This is a genomic window from Achromobacter sp. EB05, from assembly GCF_044232075.1.
Classification (GTDB): domain Bacteria; phylum Pseudomonadota; class Gammaproteobacteria; order Burkholderiales; family Burkholderiaceae_B; genus Achromobacter; species Achromobacter dolens.
In genome coordinates this window covers 2476221-2494315 of sequence record NZ_CP155917.1, presented here as the reverse complement: position 1 = coordinate 2494315, position 18095 = coordinate 2476221, and the positions used below count along the sequence as shown (strand labels likewise).

14 protein-coding genes are annotated in these 18095 nt (G+C 67.1%); 8 read left to right on the top strand and 6 right to left on the bottom strand.

Going from position 1 to position 18095, the window contains the following annotated elements:
• The first annotated feature begins 71 nt into the window (after nt 1-71).
• The 4 genes from AAID08_RS11440 to AAID08_RS11425 all read left to right on the top strand — a co-directional run bounded on the left by AAID08_RS11440 (nt 72) and on the right by AAID08_RS11425 (nt 2884).
• On the top strand, nt 72-809 hold the full coding sequence (locus tag AAID08_RS11440) for a phytanoyl-CoA dioxygenase family protein (protein WP_395757653.1): 738 nt from the start codon (nt 72-74) through the stop codon (nt 807-809).
• The gene (locus tag AAID08_RS11435) at nt 806-1582 is read left to right on the top strand and encodes a TylF/MycF/NovP-related O-methyltransferase (protein ID WP_116793282.1); all 777 of its coding nucleotides are present in this window, start codon (nt 806-808) and stop codon (nt 1580-1582) included. The genes AAID08_RS11440 and AAID08_RS11435 overlap by 4 nt, the downstream gene beginning before the upstream one ends.
• A 128-nt stretch (nt 1583-1710) precedes the next feature.
• Nucleotides 1711-2580, top strand: a complete 870-nt coding sequence (locus tag AAID08_RS11430) for a hypothetical protein (RefSeq protein WP_395757652.1) — start codon at nt 1711-1713, stop codon at nt 2578-2580.
• Between the two features lie 109 nt (nt 2581-2689).
• On the top strand, nt 2690-2884 hold the full coding sequence (locus AAID08_RS11425; protein ID WP_054431993.1) for a putative motility protein: 195 nt from the start codon (nt 2690-2692) through the stop codon (nt 2882-2884).
• 114 nt (nt 2885-2998) lie between these two features.
• On the opposite strand, the gene AAID08_RS11420 is transcribed toward AAID08_RS11425, so the two are convergent.
• The 5 genes from AAID08_RS11420 to aceE form a co-directional block, all read right to left on the bottom strand.
• The gene (locus AAID08_RS11420) at nt 2999-3907 is read right to left on the bottom strand and encodes a LysR family transcriptional regulator (RefSeq protein WP_054418566.1); all 909 of its coding nucleotides are present in this window, start codon (nt 3905-3907) and stop codon (nt 2999-3001) included.
• A gap of 168 nt (nt 3908-4075) precedes the next feature.
• Nucleotides 4076-4849: an SDR family oxidoreductase gene (locus AAID08_RS11415; protein ID WP_054418568.1), complete on the bottom strand. Its 774-nt coding sequence runs from the start codon at nt 4847-4849 to the stop codon at nt 4076-4078.
• Between the two features lie 182 nt (nt 4850-5031).
• Nucleotides 5032-6804, bottom strand: coding sequence for a dihydrolipoyl dehydrogenase (gene lpdA, locus AAID08_RS11410; protein ID WP_395757651.1), 1773 nt, complete (start codon nt 6802-6804; stop codon nt 5032-5034).
• A 12-nt stretch (nt 6805-6816) separates the two neighbouring features.
• Entirely contained in the window at nt 6817-8475 is a 1659-nt protein-coding gene (gene aceF / locus AAID08_RS11405; RefSeq protein ID WP_395757650.1) for a dihydrolipoyllysine-residue acetyltransferase, read from the bottom strand.
• A 12-nt stretch (nt 8476-8487) separates the two neighbouring features.
• Nucleotides 8488-11196 carry a pyruvate dehydrogenase (acetyl-transferring), homodimeric type gene (gene aceE, locus AAID08_RS11400; RefSeq protein WP_054504143.1) on the bottom strand — a complete coding sequence of 903 codons (2709 nt, stop codon included), beginning with the start codon at nt 11194-11196 and terminating at the stop codon, nt 8488-8490.
• A 432-nt stretch (nt 11197-11628) separates the two neighbouring features.
• On the opposite strand from aceE, the gene AAID08_RS11395 reads away from it, so the two are divergent.
• The 4 genes from AAID08_RS11395 (at nt 11629) to AAID08_RS11380 (ending at nt 17197) form a co-directional block, all read left to right on the top strand.
• Nucleotides 11629-13383, top strand: coding sequence for a PAS domain S-box protein (locus tag AAID08_RS11395; protein ID WP_020927319.1), 1755 nt, complete (start codon nt 11629-11631; stop codon nt 13381-13383).
• Nucleotides 13380-14006 carry a response regulator transcription factor gene (locus AAID08_RS11390; protein ID WP_020927318.1) on the top strand — a complete coding sequence of 209 codons (627 nt, stop codon included), beginning with the start codon at nt 13380-13382 and terminating at the stop codon, nt 14004-14006. The genes AAID08_RS11395 and AAID08_RS11390 overlap by 4 nt, the downstream gene beginning before the upstream one ends.
• 55 nt (nt 14007-14061) lie before the next feature.
• Nucleotides 14062-14913 carry a bifunctional methylenetetrahydrofolate dehydrogenase/methenyltetrahydrofolate cyclohydrolase FolD gene (gene folD / locus AAID08_RS11385; protein ID WP_020927317.1) on the top strand — a complete coding sequence of 284 codons (852 nt, stop codon included), beginning with the start codon at nt 14062-14064 and terminating at the stop codon, nt 14911-14913.
• Between the two features lie 217 nt (nt 14914-15130).
• Entirely contained in the window at nt 15131-17197 is a 2067-nt protein-coding gene (locus AAID08_RS11380; protein WP_336236228.1) for a M3 family metallopeptidase, read from the top strand.
• Nucleotides 17198-17256: 59 nt separating this feature from the next.
• Here the strand turns inward: AAID08_RS11380 and AAID08_RS11375 are convergent, their stop codons facing one another.
• Nucleotides 17257-17988, bottom strand: a complete 732-nt coding sequence (locus tag AAID08_RS11375) for a methyltransferase domain-containing protein (RefSeq protein WP_343719971.1) — start codon at nt 17986-17988, stop codon at nt 17257-17259.
• Nucleotides 17989-18095 lie beyond the last annotated feature (107 nt).

The window sequence follows — 18095 nt, the reverse complement described above, 5'->3', positions numbered from 1 at the left end:
CGTACATCATGTACGAACGATTCGAAGCAGACGGCTTTTTAGTCCTCCGGGACTTTTGGCAGCACGGCGAGTTGGACACGCTGGAAATGCAATTGCGCGAGTTGGGACGACGCATCGTCGGCCCGCAATTCAGCGTGCACGACGTCAGCCGCTACCAACTTGAGCCCGCCATGCAATCGCTGCTATATGACCGCCTGAAATATTTGCCGGCGCTGGCATGCATGTCTGGCAGCGCGGCCGTGGACCGGCTATGCCGCACGCTGGGGCTGGCACATCCCGGCCTGATGGGCTGCTGCAACATGCGCCTGGACAAGCCGGCCGACGCCCGCCACCTGTTCGCCTGGCATCAGGACACGCTCTACCTGCTGGGCTCCGAAAACGCGGTGACGCTCTGGGTCCCGCTCCAGGACGTCAACCTGGCGTCCGGCACCATCCAGGTCATCCCCGGCAGCCACAAGCGCGGTCTTTATCCCTTCAAGCGCATCAGCGACAAGGTGATCGCGCCCTACGTGCCGTTCCTGCAGCGCGACCTGAGCCTGGACTACGACGTAACGGAAACGCCCGAAACCATCACCGCCGCGCGCGGCGACGTGGTCATCTTCAAGCAATTGCTGCTCCATCGCAGCACGCCCAACCTGGGTCAACAGATCCGCTGGACCACGCAGTTGCGCATCACGGACCTGGCCGACGCCGAATACCGACGCCAGCGCTACCCGACCGGCGATCGCGGCAACATCTTCTATGTCGACTACCCCGGGCACGATGCCCAGCGCCGTCGCGAACAGGAATCCGAGAGAACCGCAGCATGACCGACACCACCGACCCTTCCCGCTTCCGCCAGGATGGTCGCAGCACCACCGGCGAGGTGGGTTACCGCGCAGAACTGGGCGCATTCTTCGACGCGGCGGGCGGCAGCACCGTCGAAAAACTCGAGAACTTCGCCAATTTCGTGCCGCGCCAGAGCCTGGCGCGCTTCCTGTGCTTGACTGAACTGTTCAAGATGGCCTTGCACGTACAGGGCGACATCATGGAATGCGGCGTCAATTGGGGCGGCGGCCTGATGACCTTCGCCCAACTGAGCGCCACGCTGGAGCCGGTCAACCTGCAACGCCGCATCGTCGGCTTTGACACTTTTTCCGGCTTCACCGGCATCGCCGACCAGGATCGCCATGCCGTGGTGCAGACCACGGAGCGCCGCGAACACGGCTACCAGGCCGACAGCTACACGGATCTGCAGCGCGCCATCGCGCTGTTCGACGCCAACCGCTTCATCGGCCACATCCAGAAGGTCGAACTGGTCAAGGGGGATGTCGCCCAGAGCGTGCCCGAATACCTGGCGCGCGAACCGCAGACCGTGGTGTCGCTCCTGCATCTGGACCTGGACCTGTACGAACCCACGAAGATCTGCCTGGAGCATTTCCTGCCGCGCATGCCCAAGGGCGGCGTCATCGTCTTCGATGAGCTGAACAATCGGACCTGGCCCGGCGAGACGCTGGCCGTGATGGAGAAGCTGGGCCTGAACCGGCTGCGGATCCAGCGTTTCACCTACGAACCGCACATCAGCTACGCCATCCTCGAGTAGCCGGCCCACACGCGCCACGACATGATTGGTCGGAAGCCGGCATTTTTGCCGGCTTATTCCTTTTTTGCACGGTCTGGCTGGCGGTCATAATTGCACTCGTACAATTTTGTATCTATATTTTTCGTAACATGACCACCACGCCTCCCGATCCACTCGCTACGCGGCATGACGACACCACGGATCCAGACGACCAGGCGCCGGTGGACGCGCACACTCAGCGCCTGCGCGACGAGAACCGCGCCCTGCGCGAGCTGCTGGCGGCGCAGGTGCAGGCCTCGCTCCCGCGGCCCAGCCTGTGCAAGCGGCTGGGCTGGGCGCTGATCAGCGCGCCCGGCGCCGCCCTGGTGCGCTGGCGCAGCCTGATCGGCCGCGAGGACGCCACCCCGATCACCGGCAAGCGCGTGGGCTACGCCACCCTGACCGTCCTCTACACGCTCGCGATCTATGGCGCGCTGGTGTTGCTGGTGGTGTCGTGGAGCACGCCGAATGCCGCGCGCACCGGCGTGAACGCCGCCGGGCCGGTGCGGGTGCCGCTGGACGGCCCGCCAAGCGCGGGCCAGAAAGCGGCGGGCCCCGCGGCCCCGACCGACTGGAACAGCGGCGACGGCGCCGCCGCTACGCCGCCCAGGGAAGCCGAACGGCCGCCCGTTCCAGAGCAGGCGCGGCAAGATACGTCCCAGGAGGACGACCCGGCAACCGCCACGCCGTCGGACCCGGCCGGCACGCCGGCCGCGCGTCCCGCCACCGCCGCCGGCGCCAATGCCGCGCCGCCTCCCGCCCGCGACCCCGCGCCAGACGCGCCCAAGCCGACGCTGCGGATCACCGAGATTCCCGCCGAGAATCCGCTGGCCTGGCTCGACAGCCTGAAAACCGAGCTGGCGCGCTGCGCCACCCTGGGCTTTTTCGACCGCCCCGATTGCGCCTGGGCCGCGCGCAAGCAATATTGCGGCCCCAACCAGGGTTGGGGTGCGGTCAAGGAATGCCCGCCGCAGCCCTGACGCCGACGCCGACGCCGACGCCGGAAAATTCTGCCGCGATGCCGCAAACTTTGCGATAATCGCTGAACCCCGGGCTTCGGCCCGGACAGCCTTCCACAGGACACCCGCCATGGATCTTTCCATCAGCAACACCGTGAACACCGGCCTGGCCATGCGCGACGCGCAACTGATGCAGGAAGTCCAGGCCCGCGTCACCAAGAAGGCCATCAACGCCCAGGCCGACACCGTCGCCACGCTGATGCAGTCGCTGCCGGTGGTCGCCATCGACGGCAAGATCGGCACCCGCATCAATACCCAGGCGTAAGCCACGCCGGCGCACGCGGCAACGATTGCCGCGCCCGGTCCTCCCGGCCCCTCTCTTCGGCCCCCTTCTTCGCTCTTCCTCCGCGAGTCCCTGTTCCCGCCCGGGCTCCGGCCGTCAGGCCTCCAGGTGCCTGCGCATCAGTTCCTCGAACCACTCCAGAAAAACCGCCAGCCGTCTCGAGCGCTGCCGCCGGTGCGGATACAGCAGCGCCACCGGCATGGACGCGGCGCGATGCGCTGGCATGACTTCCACCAGTTCGCCGGCGTCCAGCAGGTGCTGCACGTCGAAGCGCGGAATCTGGATCAATCCCAGGCCCGCCAGGCAGCAGGCGATATAGCTTTCGGCATTGTTGACCACCACCCGGCTGGGCACCGTGATGGCCTGGCGGTCGCCGTCGCCGGCCGCCACCTCCCAGGGCAGTTCGCGGCCGGTGGTCGGCGAAGCGTATCCCACCATCCAGTGATCCGTCGGCAGCGTGTCCGGCGCCCGCGGCTCGCCCTGCTCACGCAGGTAGGCGGGGCTGGCGCAATTGACCAGGGCGATGTTGCCCAATGGCCGCGACACCAGGCTGCTGTCATGCAGCGCGCCGATGCGCACCGCGCAATCGACGCCTTCCTGGATCAGGTCGATGGCGCGGTCGCTGGACCCCAATGCCAGTTGCAGCCGGGGATGGCGCCGCAACAGGCCGGGCAACGCAGGCGCCACCAGGCGGCGCGCAATGCGGCTGGGCACGTCGACGTTGAGTCGCCCGGAAACCTGGCGCTGGCTTTGCTGGAACAGGTGGTCAATGTCCTCGACCTCGGCCAGCAACGGCCGGACCCGTTCCAGCAATTGGGCGCCGTCGGCGGTCAGGCGCACCTGGCGTGTGGTCCGGTGCAGCAGCCGCGCGCCCAACTGGGCCTCGAGCTGCTGCACGGCGGCCGAGACCGAGGCGCGCGGCAGCTCCAGCGCGTTGGCCGCCTTGATGAAGCTGCCCATCTCCGCCACCTGCGCGAAGACGCGGTACTGTTCGAATCTGTCCATGCTCCCCCGGGAGTCCCCCAGCGCCGGCGGCACGACGCCGCCCGTGACAGCATAGCCGGTTCGCGGGACATCGCAGACACGGGAAATGGCGCCCGCGCCAGGCAGGCCGGGCCAGACCCACGGGGCCTCGAATCGCGGGCGCCAGGCGCCCCCCGTGCGCCAGGCCGGTTACTTGGTGGTGTAGCCGCCGTTGATCAGGATGGTCTGGCCGGTGATCCACCAGCCATCGCTGACCAGGTGGCGGATGAACGGCACCACGTCCTCGATGTCGGTCAGGCCGGTCTTGGAGAACGGCGACAGCGCGGCGGCGGTCTTGTGGTACGCCACGGCATCGGCGCCTTCGGCCGGATAGAAGAACGGCGTGTCCATCGGGCCGGGCCCGACCGCCGTCACCGAGATGCCGCGCGCGCCGAATTCCTTGGCGGCCGCGCGCGTGTAGTGCTCGACCGGCGCCTTGGAGCCGGCATAGGCGGCGTAGAACGGCGTGAACGCGCCCAGCAGCGAGGTCACCAGGGTGCAGACCTTGCCGTTGTCGTTGACGTGGCGGCCGGCCTCTTTCAGAAAGAAGAACGCCGACTTGGCGTTGACCGCGCTCATCTCGTCGTATTCGGCTTCGCTGATTTCGGTCAGCGGCTTCTTGAGCACCTTGCCGACGGTGTTGATGGCGATGTCGGGCCGGCCCACCGCCGCGACCGCGTCGGCGAACAGTTTCTCGACGGCGCCGGCCGTGGTCAGGTCGGCCTGGAATGCGACGCCCCTGGCGCCGGCGGCCTGGATCGCGGCCACGGTGGCGTCGGCGTCGGCCTTGGACGCCGCGCTGTTGTAGTGGATGGCGACGGCCTTGGCGCCCTGTTGCGCCAGGTCACGCGCGATCAGGCCGCCCAGGTTCTTGGCCCCGCCGGCGATCAGGACGACTTTGCCCTTGATGGAATGGTCTGCCATGGAAAATCTCCCGCATGTGTGTCGATGGAGATTCGATTCTAGGCAGCGGCGGGACCGGGATCAGCCGGGCATGGCCGGATGGATTATCCAGAAAAACGTCCCAATGAAAAACAGCCCGAAGGCCGGGAGGCGCTTCGGGCTGCGGTGCCTGCGTCCGGATGCAAGATCCGGCCAGTCAGGGTTTACTTCTTCTTCATCGGCGGCAGGTCGGTGCACACGCCTTCGGCCACTTCGGCCGCCATGCCCACCGATTCACCCAGCGTCGGGTGCGGGTGGATGGTCTTGGCGATGTCGATGACGTCCGCGCCCATTTCCACGGCCAGCGCCACTTCGCTGATCAGGTCGCCGGCATGGGTGCCGACGATGCCGCCGCCCAGGATGCGGTGCGTCTCGGCGTCGAACAGCAGCTTGGTGAAGCCTTCGTCGCGGCCGTTGGCGATGGCGCGGCCGGAAGCGGCCCACGGGAACACGCCCTTCTCGACCTTGATGCCCTGCTTCTTGGCCTCGTCTTCGGTCAGGCCGACCCACGCCACTTCCGGATCGGTGTAGGCCACCGACGGAATCACGCGGGCGTCGAAGAACGACTTCTGGCCGGCGGCGGCTTCGGCCGCCACGTGGCCTTCATGCACCGCCTTGTGCGCCAGCATCGGCTGGCCGACGATGTCGCCGATGGCGAAGATGTGCGGCACGTTGGTGCGCATCTGGCGATCGACCTCGATGAAGCCGCGGTCGGTCACGGCCACGCCCGCCTTGTCGGCGCCGATCTTCTTGCCGTTGGGGCTGCGGCCCACGGCCTGGAGCACCAGGTCGTAGCGCTGCGGTTCCTTCGGCGCGCCCTCGCCTTCGAAGGTGACGTAGATGCCGTCTTTCCGGGCTTCCGCGCCGACCGTCTTGGTCTTGAGCATGATGTTGTCGAAGCGGCCGGCGTTCTTCTTCTGCCAGACCTTGACCAGGTCGCGGTCGGCGCCCTGCATCAGGCCGTCCAGCATTTCCACCACGTCCAGGCGCGCGCCCAGCGTGGAGTACACCGTGCCCATTTCCAGGCCGATGATGCCGCCGCCGATGATCAGCATCTTCTTGGGGATTTCACGCAGCAGCAAGGCGCCGGTGGAATCGACGATGCGCTCGTCCTGCGGCAGGAACGGCAGCTTCACCGACTGGCTGCCGGCGGCGATGATGGCCTGCTTGAAGCGGATGGTCTGCGACTTGCCGTCGGCGCCCTTGACCGCCAGGTGGTTGGCATCGGCGAATTCGCCCACGCCCGTCACCACGGTCACCTTGCGCGCCTTGGCCATGCCGGCCAGGCCGCCGGTCAGCTTGGCGACCACGCTGTCCTTGTAGCCGCGCAGCTTGTCCAGGTCGATCTTGGGTTCGCCGAAGCTGATGCCGTGGGCGGCCAGTTCGCGCGCCTCGTCGATGATGGCGGCGTTGTGCAGCAGCGCCTTGGACGGGATGCAGCCCACGTTCAGGCAGACGCCGCCCAGCGTGGCGTAGCGTTCGACCAGCACCACGGACAGGCCGAGATCGGCGGCGCGGAAGGCGGCCGAATAGCCGCCGGGGCCCGCGCCCAGCACCAGCATGTCGTACTCGGCGTCGGCCGAACCCTTGAAGGTCGCGGCGGCGGGGGCCGCGGCGGCCGGATTGGCGTCGGCCTTGGGGGCCTCGGCCTGCGGCGCGTCGGCCTTGGGCGCTTGCTTGGCGGCCGGGGCAGCCTCGGCCGCCTCGACTTCCAGCACCACCGAGCCTTCGGCGACCTTGTCGCCGACCTTGACGCTGATGGACTTGACCACGCCGCCCGTGGAGGCGGGGATTTCCATCGAGGCCTTGTCGGACTCGACCGTGATCAGGCTCTGTTCGGCCTTGATGGTATCGCCCACGGCGACCAGCACTTCGATGACTTCGACTTCCTTGAAGTCACCGATGTCCGGCACTTTGATTTGAACGGTATTGCTCATAGGGCTCCCCGTTTACAGCGCGATGCGGCGGAAGTCGGCCAGCAAGGCGCCCAGATAGGCGTTGAAGCGGGCAGCGGCGGCGCCGTCGATGACGCGGTGGTCATAGGACAGCGACAGCGGCACGATCAGGCGCGGCACGAACTGCTTGCCGTCCCAGACCGGCTTGTGCGACGAACGCGACACGCCCAGGATGGCCACTTCGGGCGCATTGATGATGGGCGTGAACGAGGTGCCGCCGATGCCGCCCAGCGAGGAGATCGAGAAGCAGCCGCCCTGCATGTCGGCGGGCGAGATCTTGCCTTCGCGCGCCTTCTTGGACAGGTCGGTCATTTCCTGGGCGATCTGCAGAATGCCCTTCTTGTCGGCATCGCGGATCACCGGCACCACCAGCCCGTTGGGCGTGTCGGCGGCGAAGCCGATGTGGTAGTACTGCTTGAGCACCAGGTTGTCGCCATCCAGCGAGGCGTTGAACTCGGGGAACTTCTTCAGGGCCGCGACCACGGCCTTGATCAGGAAGGCCAGCATCGTGACCTTGATGCCCGACTTCTCGTTTTCCTTGTTCAGCGTGACGCGCAGCGCTTCCAGGTCGGTGATGTCCGCTTCGTCGTTGTTGGTGACGTGCGGGATCATGACCCAGTTGCGGTGCAGGTTCGCGCCGGAGATCTTCTTGATGCGCGACAGCGGCTTGGCTTCGACCGGGCCGAACTTGGTGAAGTCGACCTTGGGCCACGGCAGCAGGCCCAGCGCGGCGCCATCGGCCGAGCCACCGGCGGCGGCCACCGGGCCGGCGGCCAGCGCCTGCTTGACGAAACCGCGCACGTCGTCGGCGGTGATGCGGTCCTTGGGACCGGTGCCCTTGACCTTGCTGAGGTTCACGCCCAGTTCGCGGGCGAACTTGCGCACCGACGGCGAGGCGTGCGGCAGTTGGCCGGGCTTGAGGTTGGCGTCTTCCAGCGCGGCGGCGGGAGCCGGACGCGAGCCGGCGGCGGGCGTGGCCGGGGCGGCGGGCGCTTCGGCCTTGGCGGCCGGGGCTTCGGCCTTGGCCGGCGCGGCCTCTGCCTTGGCGGCCGGCGCGGCGGCGGGCGCGCTGCCCTCCACCACGACCACGACCGAGCCCTTGGCGACCTTGTCGCCGACCTTGACCTTCACTTCCTTGACCACCCCGCCCTGCGAGGCCGGGATCTCCATCGAGGCCTTGTCGGACTCGACGGTGATCAGGCTCTGCTCGGCCTTGATGGTGTCGCCGACGGCGACCATGACTTCGATGACTTCCACTTCCTTGAAGTCGCCGATGTCCGGCACTTCGATCTCGACCGGACCGCTGCTGGCGGCCGGCGCGGCGGCCTCGGCCTTGGCGGCGGGCGCGGCGGCGGCAGCCTGCTTCGGGGCTTCGGCCTTGGGCGCTTCCTTGGCGGCCGGGGCGGTGGCATCGGCCGCTTCGACCTCCAGCACCACCGAGCCTTCAGCGACCTTGTCGCCGACCTTGACGCTGATGGACTTGACCACGCCCCCGGTGGAGGCGGGAATTTCCATCGAGGCCTTGTCGGACTCGACGGTAATCAGGCTCTGCTCGGCCTTGATCGTGTCGCCCACCGCCACCAGCACTTCAATGACTTCCACTTCCTTGAAGTCGCCGATGTCGGGAACCTTGATTTGCACGACGTTGCTCATGTCTCTTTACCCTCAGGCGTATTGCGGGTTGGCTTTGTTCGGGTTGATGCCGTACTTCTTGATGGCTTCGGCCACCTTGGCAACCGGCACCTTGCCTTCGTCGGCCAGCGCGCGCAGCGCGGCGACCACGACGAAGTGGCGATCCACTTCGAAGTGCTCACGCAGCTTGGCGCGGAAATCCGAACGGCCGAAACCGTCGGTGCCCAGCACCTTGTATTCGCGGCCCTTGGGCACGAACGGACGGATCTGGTCCGCAAACAGCTTCATGTAGTCGGTCGAGGCGATGATCGGGCCTTCCGTCTTGGCGAGCTGTTCCGTGACGTAGGCCACCTGCGGCTTCTTCTCGTCGGGGTGCAGCATGTTGTGGCGCTCGGCGTCCAGGCCGTTGCGGCGCAGTTCGGTGAAGCTGGTGACGCTCCACAGGTCCGAGGCCACGCCCCAGTCGGCTTCCAGCAGTTCCTGGGCGGCCATGACTTCGCGCAGGATCGTGCCCGAGCCCATCAGTTGCACGCGGTTCTTGCCCTTGCCGTGCGACTTGAGCTTGTACATGCCCTTGATGATGCCTTCCTCGTCGCCGGCGGTCAGGCCAGGCTGCGGGTAGTTTTCGTTCATCACCGTCAGGTAGTAGTAGACGTTTTCCTGGTCTTCCACCATGCGCTTGAGGCCATGCTGGATGATCACGGCCAGTTCGTGGCCGAAGGTCGGGTCGTACGAGACGCAGTTGGGGATGGTCGAGGCCAGGATGTGGCTGTGACCGTCTTCGTGCTGCAGGCCTTCGCCGTTGAGCGTGGTGCGCCCGGCGGTGCCGCCCAAGAGGAAGCCGCGCGCCTGCATGTCGCCGGCCGCCCAGGCCAGGTCGCCGATGCGCTGGAACCCGAACATCGAGTAGTAGATGAAGAACGGGATCATGATGCGGTTGTTCGAGGAGTACGACGTGGCCGCCGCGATCCACGAGCTCATCGCGCCCGCTTCGTTGATGCCTTCCTGCAGGAGCTGGCCGTCGGCCGCTTCCTTGTAGTACATGACCTGGTCCTTGTCGACCGGCACGTACTTCTGGCCTTCCGGCGCGTAGATGCCGATCTGGCGGAACAGGCCTTCCATGCCGAAGGTGCGCGATTCGTCGGCCAGGATCGGCACGACGCGCGGACCCAGTTCCTTGTCGCGCAGCACCTGGTTCAGGATGCGCACGAAGGCTTGCGTGGTGGAGATCTCACGGCCTTCGGCGGTGGGTTCCAGCACGGCCTTGAAGGCATCCAGCGCCGGGGCCTTGAGCTGCTCGTCAGCCTTGGCGCGGCGGCGCGGCAGGTAGCCGCCCAGCGCGGCGCGGCGCTCGTGCAGGTACTTCATTTCGGGCGAGTCTTCCGCCGGCTTGAAGTACGGCAGGTCGGCCAGCTTGTCGTCCGGGATGGGGATGCCGAAGCGGTCGCGGAATTCGCGGATCGAGTCCAGTTCCAGCTTCTTCTGCTGGTGGGTCGGGTTCTTGGCCTGGCCCACGTGGCCCATGCCGTAGCCCTTGATGGTCTTGGCCAGGATGACGGTCGGCTGGCCTTCATGCTTGGAGGCGGCGTCGAACGCGGCGTAGACCTTGTGCGGATCGTGGCCGCCACGGTTCAGGCGCCAGATGTCCTCGTCGCTCATGCGCGAGACGGCTTCCAGCAGCTTGGGGTGCTTGCCGAAGAAATGCTCGCGCACGAACTTGCCGTCGTTGGCCTTGTACGCCTGGTACTCGCCGTCGACGGTTTCTTCCATGATCTTGCGCAGGATGCCTTCCTTGTCGTGCGCCAGCAGCGGATCCCAATAGCCACCCCAGATCAGCTTGATCACGTTCCAGCCCGAACCGCGGAAGTCGCCTTCCAGTTCCTGGATGATCTTGCCGTTGCCGCGCACCGGACCGTCCAGGCGCTGCAGGTTGCAGTTGATGACGAAGATCAGGTTGTCGAGCTTTTCACGGGCCGCCAGGGCGATGGCGCCGAGCGACTCGGGTTCGTCCATTTCGCCGTCGCCGCAGAACACCCAGACCTTGCGCTTGCTCGTGTCGGCGATGCCGCGGGCGTGCAGGTACTTGAGGAAGCGGGCCTGGTAGATGGCCATCAGCGGGCCCAGGCCCATCGACACGGTGGGGAACTGCCAGAAGTCCGGCATCAGCTTCGGATGCGGGTACGAGGACAGGCCCTTGCCGTCCACTTCCTGGCGGAAGTGGTTCAGTTGGTCTTCGGTCAGGCGGCCTTCGAGGTAGGCGCGGCCGTACATGCCGGGCGAGGTGTGGCCCTGGAAGTAGACCAGGTCGCCGCCGTGGTTTTCGTTCTCGGCGTGCCAGAAGTGGTTCTGGCCGCAGCCGATCATGGTGGCCAGCGAGGCGAACGAGGCGATGTGGCCGCCCAGGTCGCCGCCGTCCGGCGGGTTGTGCTTGTTGGCCTTGACCACCATGGCCATGGCGTTCCAGCGCACGTACGAGCGGATGCGCGATTCCAGTTCCAGGTTGCCCGGATGCGCCGGCTCCAGGCCGGGCGGGATCGTGTTGACGTAAGCGGTGTTGGGCGAGAACGGGATGTGGGCGCCGGAACGACGGGCTTCGTCGATCAGGCGTTCCAGCAGGTAGTGCGCGCGCTGCGGTCCTTCGCGATCAAGGACTGCCGCCAGGGCTTCGAGCCACTCCTGGGTTTCTAGGGTGTCTTCGTCGTTGGCAGCCTGCACGGCGCCAGCCTGGGCGAAAGAGGACATCGTGTGTCTCCTGTTGGGGTTCGTTCGTGACCGCACCCGCTTATTTATCTACTCGCGGACATGCCATGGTAGTCGGGATCATCCGGGCTACCATGCCATGCATGGGTCGGGGTGTTGTGCTAGAGACCAGCTACTCGGGAGCGGTTTCCCTATCAGCCGGCATTCTAAGAAAGAAGATTAACCGGTCGCAAGGAAAATTTCATGTTGCGGTACGGCATTTCATAATGCGAAAATATGAATGGAAGCTGAAAAGGATGGAAGGCACTTTTTTAGCCCATCTCCCTTCTGAAGGGCTTGATTCCCGGCAATTCCCGCCGACACGCACTAAAATGCCCCCCACGCCGCGCCTTCGGCTTGCTGCCCCAGCCGGGGCGTTTTCATCTTGAGGCGGCCCGGCGACGAAAAATGCCCGGCCTATCCGGCCCAAACTACATGTCCAGCGCGCCCAAGTCCAATATACCCACACCGTTCCACGACCACGCCCGCACGCGCCGCCGCGGGGTGTACTGGGTCACGCCCGCGATGGTGCTGATCCTCTATATCTGTGTGATGGGGGTGTTCTTCTGGCTGCAGCGCATCCATGACGACAGCGTCATGTTCGTGACCATCGACCAGGAAATGCGGCAGCAGCGCCTGATCTGGGTGGTGCTGGCGCTGTCGTGCGTGATCGTCATCAGCCTGCTGATGCTATGGCGCTATACGCGCTTCCGTTCCGCCGCCGAGGCCGCCCTGATCGCCGAGACCGGCTTCCGCCGCGCCATGGAGAACTCCATGTCCACCGGCATGCGCGTGCTGGATATGGAGGGCCGCATCGCCTACGTCAATCCGGCCTTCTGCCGCATGATCGGCTGGAACGAGGCCGACCTGATCGGCCGCAGCCCGCCCTTCCCCTACTGGGTGCCGGGCCGCCATGAACAGCACCAGCACACCCTGGACGTGCTGATGTCCGGCAAGACGCCCAGCAGCGGCCTGGAAGTCGAGGCCCAGCGCCGCGACGGCTCGCGCTTCACGGCGCGCATGTACGTGTCGCCGCTGCTGGACCCCAACGGCAACCAGATCGGCTGGATGACGTCGATGACCGACATCACCGAGCCCAAGCGCATCCGCGAGGCCCTGACCGCCGCGCACGAGCGCTTCATGACGGTGCTGGAAGGTCTGGACGACGCCATCTCGGTCACCGCCGACACCCACGATGGCCTGGAGCTGCTGTTCGCCAACCGCACCTACCGCCGCGTGTTCGGCGCCCAGACCGGCGGCCACGACGAGCTGCTGGCCGGCCGCCGCGGCCGCTTCACGGATGAATCCGTGGAAGTCTTCGCGCCCTCGGTGCAGCGCTGGTTCGAAGTGCACCACCGCATGCTGGCCTGGACCGACGGCCGCCGCGTGCGCATGCAGGTGGCGCGCGACATCACCGAGCGCCGCACCCACGAAGAGGCCTCGCGCGTGCAGCAGGAAAAGATCCAGCTCACCAGCCGCCTGACCACCATGGGCGAGATGGCCTCGTCGCTGGCGCACGAACTGAACCAGCCGCTGACCGCTATCGCCAACTACAGCATGGGCGCGGTGGCCCTGGTCAAGGCCGGCCACACCAGCCCCAATATGCTGCTGCCGGCGCTGGAGAAGGCCGCCTCGCAGGCCGAGCGCGCCGGCAAGATCATCAGCCGCATCCGCGAATTCGTGAAGCGCAGCGAGCCGCGCCGCCAGCGCGTGGCGATCGGCCGCATCGTCGACAACGCCATCGGTTTCGCCGAGATCGACGCCCGCAAGCGCCGCATCCGCATCGACAGCTTCGTGCCGTCGAACGCGCCTGACGTGCTGGCCGACCCGATCCTGATCGAACAGGTGCTGCTGAACCTGCTCAAGAACGGCCTGGAAGCCATGGAAAAGAGCGAGTCCGACGAGCTCAAGGTGGCCGTGATCCTGCACGAACAGCACATCGAGGTCGCGGTGGTCGACCGCGGCCATGGCCTGGCCGAGCCGGAGCGCCTGTTCGAGCCCTTCTTCAGCACCAAGACCCAGGGCCTGGGCATGGGACTGAATATCTGCCGTACCATTATCGAATCGCACCACGGCCGCCTGTGGGCGGACCCGAACCCCGCCGGCGGTACTATTTTCCGCTTTACCCTGCCCTGCGCTGCGTCCCAGACGCAGGCCCAGAATGATCAGTCCGAGGAGTTGCACGCATGAACACGCCCCACCTGTCGAGCACGGTATTCATTGTTGACGACGACGAAGCGGTCCGCGATTCGCTGCGCTGGCTGCTGGAGGCCAATGGCTACCGGGTTCGCGCCTACGCCAGCGGCGAGTCGTTCCTGGAAGACTATGACCCCAGCCAGATCGGCGTGCTGATCGCCGACGTGCGCATGCCCGGCATGAGCGGCCTGGAGCTGCAGGAACAACTGATCGCCCGCAACGCCCCCCTGCCTATCGTCTTCATCACCGGCCATGGCGACGTGCCGATGGCCGTGTCGACCATGAAGAAGGGGGCCGTCGACTTCCTCGAGAAGCCGTTCAACGAATCCGATCTGCGCGAAATCGTGGCGCGCATGCTGGAGCAGGCCACGCAGCGCGTGAGCAAGCACCAGGCCCAGAAAGACCACGAAGCCATGCTGGCGCGCCTGACCGCGCGCGAGCAGCAGGTGCTGGAGCGCATCGTCGCCGGCCGCTTGAACAAGCAGATCGCCGACGACCTCGGCATCAGCATCAAGACCGTCGAGGCGCACCGCGCCAACATCATGGAAAAACTTGAAGTGACCACTGTTGCCGACCTGATGAAAGTGGCCCTGGCCAAACCGGAGGCGCATGCATGAGCCGCCGGGCCGTTCCCAAGGCGAATACCGTAGCGCACCGCGCGGAGGTTGCCTAATGTCCGCCAGGATTATTGATGGCGCCGCCCTGTCGCAGCGCATTCGCGAAGAAGTCGCCCAACGCGTCGCCGCCCTGGCCGCCAAGGGCACCCGCCCCGGCCTGGCCGTGGTGCTGGTGGGCGAAGACCCCGCCTCCCAGGTGTACGTGCGCAATAAAGTCGCGGCGTGCGAGAAGGCCGGCCTGCATTCCGTCAAGGAACAGTACCCCGCCGACATGACCGAGGCCGAACTGCTGGCCCGCATCGACAAGCTGAACCGCGATCCGTCCATCCACGGCATCCTGGTGCAGTTGCCGCTGCCCAAGCACATGGACGCGCACAAGGTCATCGAAGCCATCGCCGCCGAGAAGGACGTGGATGGCTTTCACGTCAGCAACGCCGGCCTGCTGATGACCGGCCAGCCGCTGTTCCGCCCCTGCACGCCCTACGGCGTGATGAAGATGCTGGAATCGGAAGGCGTGGCCCTGCGCGGCGCCGAGGCCGTGATCGTCGGCGCCAGCAACATCGTCGGCAAGCCCATGGCCATGCTGCTGCTGGCCGCGGGCGCCACCATCACGATCTGCAACTCCAAGACCCGCGACCTGGCGGCGCAGACCCGCCGCGCCGACGTGCTGGTGGTGGCCACCGGCAAGCCCGGCATGATCGACGGCTCGATGATCAAGCCCGGCGCGGTCGTCATCGACGTGGGCATCAACCGCGGCGCCGACGGCAAGCTGTGCGGCGACGTCGACTTCGCCTCCGCCAGCCAGGTGGCCGGCGCCATCACCCCCGTGCCGGGCGGTGTCGGCCCCATGACCATCGCCATGCTGCTGGTCAACACCGTCGAAGCGGCGGAACGGGCCGCGGCCTGAAGACCGGTCCCGCGCCCCGCCGTGGCACCCCTGTGGGTTTGCCCCGCGCCCTTCCGGGGGCCGGGGGCAAACCCACAGTCGTCTCTGGACCCGCCGCGCGGAACCGGGCGCGCCCAGGGCCGGCCCTTGCTTTTCGGCCTGCCGCCCCAACCTGATCCTTATGCCTGCCGGCGCGCTCGCTTGCTGCCCGCCCTCCTCTCACGCTATTGGTAACACCATGACCCAGAATCCCTTGCTCGCCCCCGTCTCAGAACTGGTCGACTACCAGGCGGTCAAGCCCGCTCACGTGGTGCCCGCCATCGAGGAACTGCTGGGCGTCGCCCGTCAGGCCGTGGACCGCGCCGCCGATCCGGCGCTGGCGCCCACCTGGGAAGCCGTGGTCGAGCCGCTGGATACCGCCTCCGAACGGCTGTGGCGCGCGTGGTCGGTGGCCGGCCACCTGAACGCCGTGGTCAACACGCCCGAACTGCGCGAGGCCTACAACGCCGCCCTGCCCCTGGTGACCGAGTTCTCGACCTGGGTCGGCCTGCACGAAGGCCTGTACCAGCAGTACCAGCGCCTGGCCGCCGCGCCCGATTTCGCGTCGTGGTCGCCGGTGCGCCGCCGCATCGTCGAGATGGCCCTGCGCGACTTCCGCCTGAGCGGCGTCGAACTGCGCGGCGCCGACCGCGAGCGCTACGCCGCGATTTCCGACCGCGAAGCGCAGGCCTCGCAGAAATTCTCCGAGAACGTACTGGACGCCATCGACGCCTGGTCGCTGCTGATCGAGGACGAGGCCCGCCTGGCCGGCATTCCCGCCGACGTGCGGGCCGCCGCGCGCGCCGCCGCCGAGGAAGACGGCAAGCCGGGCTGGAAGCTGACGCTGAAGATGCCCTGCTACCTGCCCGTCATGCAGTACGCGCAGGACCGCTCGCTGCGCGAGGCGCTGTATCGCGGCTACGGCACGGTGGCGTCCGAACAGGGCGATGCCCGGTTCGACAACTCGCCCCTGATCGAGGAACTGCTGGCCCTGCGCGCCGAGGAATCCACCCTGCTGGGCCTGGGCACCTTCGCCGCGCTGCGCCTGCAGACGCGCATGGCGCGCGACGCCAAGGAGGTCACCACCTTCCTGCGCGACCTGGCCGCCCGCGCCAAGCCCTACGCCCAGCGCGACCTGGCCGAGCTGAAGGCCTACGCCGCGGCCGAACTCGGCCTGGCCGAATTGCAGCCGTGGGACGTGGCCTATGCTTCCGAGCGCCTGCGCGAGTCGCGCTACGCCTACTCCGAAGACGAGGTGAAGCAGTACTTCACCGAGCCGCGCGTGCTGGCCGGCCTGTTCGAAGTGATCGAGACGCTGTTCGACGTGCGCCTGGCCGAAACGCCGGTGTCGTCGTGGCATGCCGATGTGCGCGGCGTGCGCGTCGAAAGCCCCCAGGGCGACCTGATCGGCTACCTCTACCTGGACCTGTACGCCCGCGCCGGCAAGCAGAGCGGCGCCTGGGTCGACAGCGAGCGCACGCGCCGCGTGGTCGCCGGCCGCGTGCAGACGCCGATCGCCTACCTGACCTGCAATTTCTCGCGCCCCAACGGCGACCGCGCCGCCGTGCTGACGCACGATGACGTCATCACCCTGTTCCACGAAACCGGCCACGCCCTGCACGCGCTGCTGTCGGAGGTGGACGAGCCCGGCGCCGCCGCCTTCGCCAGCGTCGAATGGGACGCCATCGAACTGCCCTCGCAATTCATGGAGAACTTCTGCTGGGAATGGGCCGTGGTGCAGAAGCTGTCGGCCCACGTCGACAGCGGCGAACCGCTGCCGCGCGCGCTCTACGACCGCCTGGTCGCGGCCCGCAACTACCAGAGCGGCATGCAGACCGTGCGCCAGATCGAGTTCGCGCTGTTCGACATGTTGATGCACGACCGCGCCAAGGGCGCCAGCATCAGCGAAGTGCTGGCCCTGCTGCAGGAAGTGCGCGCCGAGGTCGCGGTGCTGTTCCCGCCAGCCTGGCACCGCCTGCCGCATGCCTTCTCGCACCTGTTCGCGGGCGGCTACGGCGCCGGCTACTACAGCTACAAGTGGGCCGAGGTGCTGTCCGCCGACGCCTACGAGGCGTTCGAGGAAGCCGCGGCCAGGCAGGCCGGCAACGCCCTGGGCACGCTCGATCCGGCCACCGGCGCGCGTTTCCGCCGCGAAGTGCTGGCCGTCGGCGGCTCGCGTCCCGCGGCCGAGTCGTTCGCGGCCTTCCGCGGCCGCGCCCCGCGCATCGATGCGCTGCTGCGCCACAGCGGCATGAGCGCGGGTTGATCGATTCGCGCATGATCCATGGCCCGCTTGCGAGCGGGCCATTTTTTTGGCTGGCCGCGCTAGCGCTCCCCCGGCCGGCGCGCCGATACCACCAGCCAGTTCCCATGCGCCGACGGTTCCGAGCCGGCCTGGCGCCAGAAGTGGCGGCTGTCCTCGTCCTGCGCGTGTTTCAGACGCGCCTGGCAATAGCGCCGCGCGGGCCAGGCCAGCAGATGATCGAGCCAGCGCCCTTGCCTGGTTTCGGCCACGGAATGCAGGGTGATGTCGTGGAATCCATGGTGCGCCAGCAATTGATGCAGTTGGGCAAAGCCCAGGGGGAACAGCGCGCCTTCCGTGCGCGCCGCGGCGCTCCAGGGATCGACGTGCACACCGCGCAGCAGCGCCCGCAGGCGGACCCGCACGCGGCCCGCGTTGGGCGTGGTCAGAACCAGCGTGCCGCCCGGGCGCAGCGCGTCATGAAAGCCGCGCACCAGCAGTCCGGGGTTGGACGCCAGGTGGATCGCTTCGCTGCAGACCACGGCGTCGTAGGGCACGGCCGCGGGCAGCGGCGTTTCCAGGTCATGCACGGTCAGGCGCCGGTAGCCATTGGCCGAGGCCGGCAACCCGGCCGGACCGATGCCATCGAGTTCGACATCGCGTCCGGTCGCCGGGCGCACCATGTCGCCCAGCCAGCCGCGGTTGCAAGGCGCGTCCAGCACACGCCCCGCCAGGCGGCTGCGCAGGATGTCGAGCACCACGGGGTAATACGGAAAATAGGGATAGCCCAGCGCATGACTGGCCGCGGTGTTCATAGAGTGGCACCTCGCCGGTAACTGACAATATCCTGACTGTAGCTGTCAACAACCGTTCGCATGGCCCGATTTGCCACTTCTCCAACAATATTTCGACAAAGCTTCAC

Bases quoted from the DNA above. Each gene is read 5' to 3' on its own strand.
- AAID08_RS11420 (WP_054418566.1), bottom strand. From the start codon at position 3,907: ATGGACAGATTCGAACAGTACCGCGTCTTCGCGCAGGTGGCGGAGATG.
- folD (WP_020927317.1), top strand. From the start codon at position 14,062: ATGTCCGCCAGGATTATTGATGGCGCCGCCCTGTCGCAGCGCATTCGC.
- AAID08_RS11435 (WP_116793282.1), top strand. From the start codon at position 806: ATGACCGACACCACCGACCCTTCCCGCTTCCGCCAGGATGGTCGCAGC.
- AAID08_RS11375 (WP_343719971.1), bottom strand. From the start codon at position 17,988: ATGAACACCGCGGCCAGTCATGCGCTGGGCTATCCCTATTTTCCGTAT.
- AAID08_RS11425 (WP_054431993.1), top strand. From the start codon at position 2,690: ATGGATCTTTCCATCAGCAACACCGTGAACACCGGCCTGGCCATGCGC.
- aceE (WP_054504143.1), bottom strand. From the start codon at position 11,196: ATGTCCTCTTTCGCCCAGGCTGGCGCCGTGCAGGCTGCCAACGACGAA.
- lpdA (WP_395757651.1), bottom strand. From the start codon at position 6,804: ATGAGCAATACCGTTCAAATCAAAGTGCCGGACATCGGTGACTTCAAG.
- aceF (WP_395757650.1), bottom strand. From the start codon at position 8,475: ATGAGCAACGTCGTGCAAATCAAGGTTCCCGACATCGGCGACTTCAAG.
- AAID08_RS11390 (WP_020927318.1), top strand. From the start codon at position 13,380: ATGAACACGCCCCACCTGTCGAGCACGGTATTCATTGTTGACGACGAC.
- AAID08_RS11395 (WP_020927319.1), top strand. From the start codon at position 11,629: ATGTCCAGCGCGCCCAAGTCCAATATACCCACACCGTTCCACGACCAC.
- AAID08_RS11430 (WP_395757652.1), top strand. From the start codon at position 1,711: ATGACCACCACGCCTCCCGATCCACTCGCTACGCGGCATGACGACACC.
- AAID08_RS11415 (WP_054418568.1), bottom strand. From the start codon at position 4,849: ATGGCAGACCATTCCATCAAGGGCAAAGTCGTCCTGATCGCCGGCGGG.
- AAID08_RS11380 (WP_336236228.1), top strand. From the start codon at position 15,131: ATGACCCAGAATCCCTTGCTCGCCCCCGTCTCAGAACTGGTCGACTAC.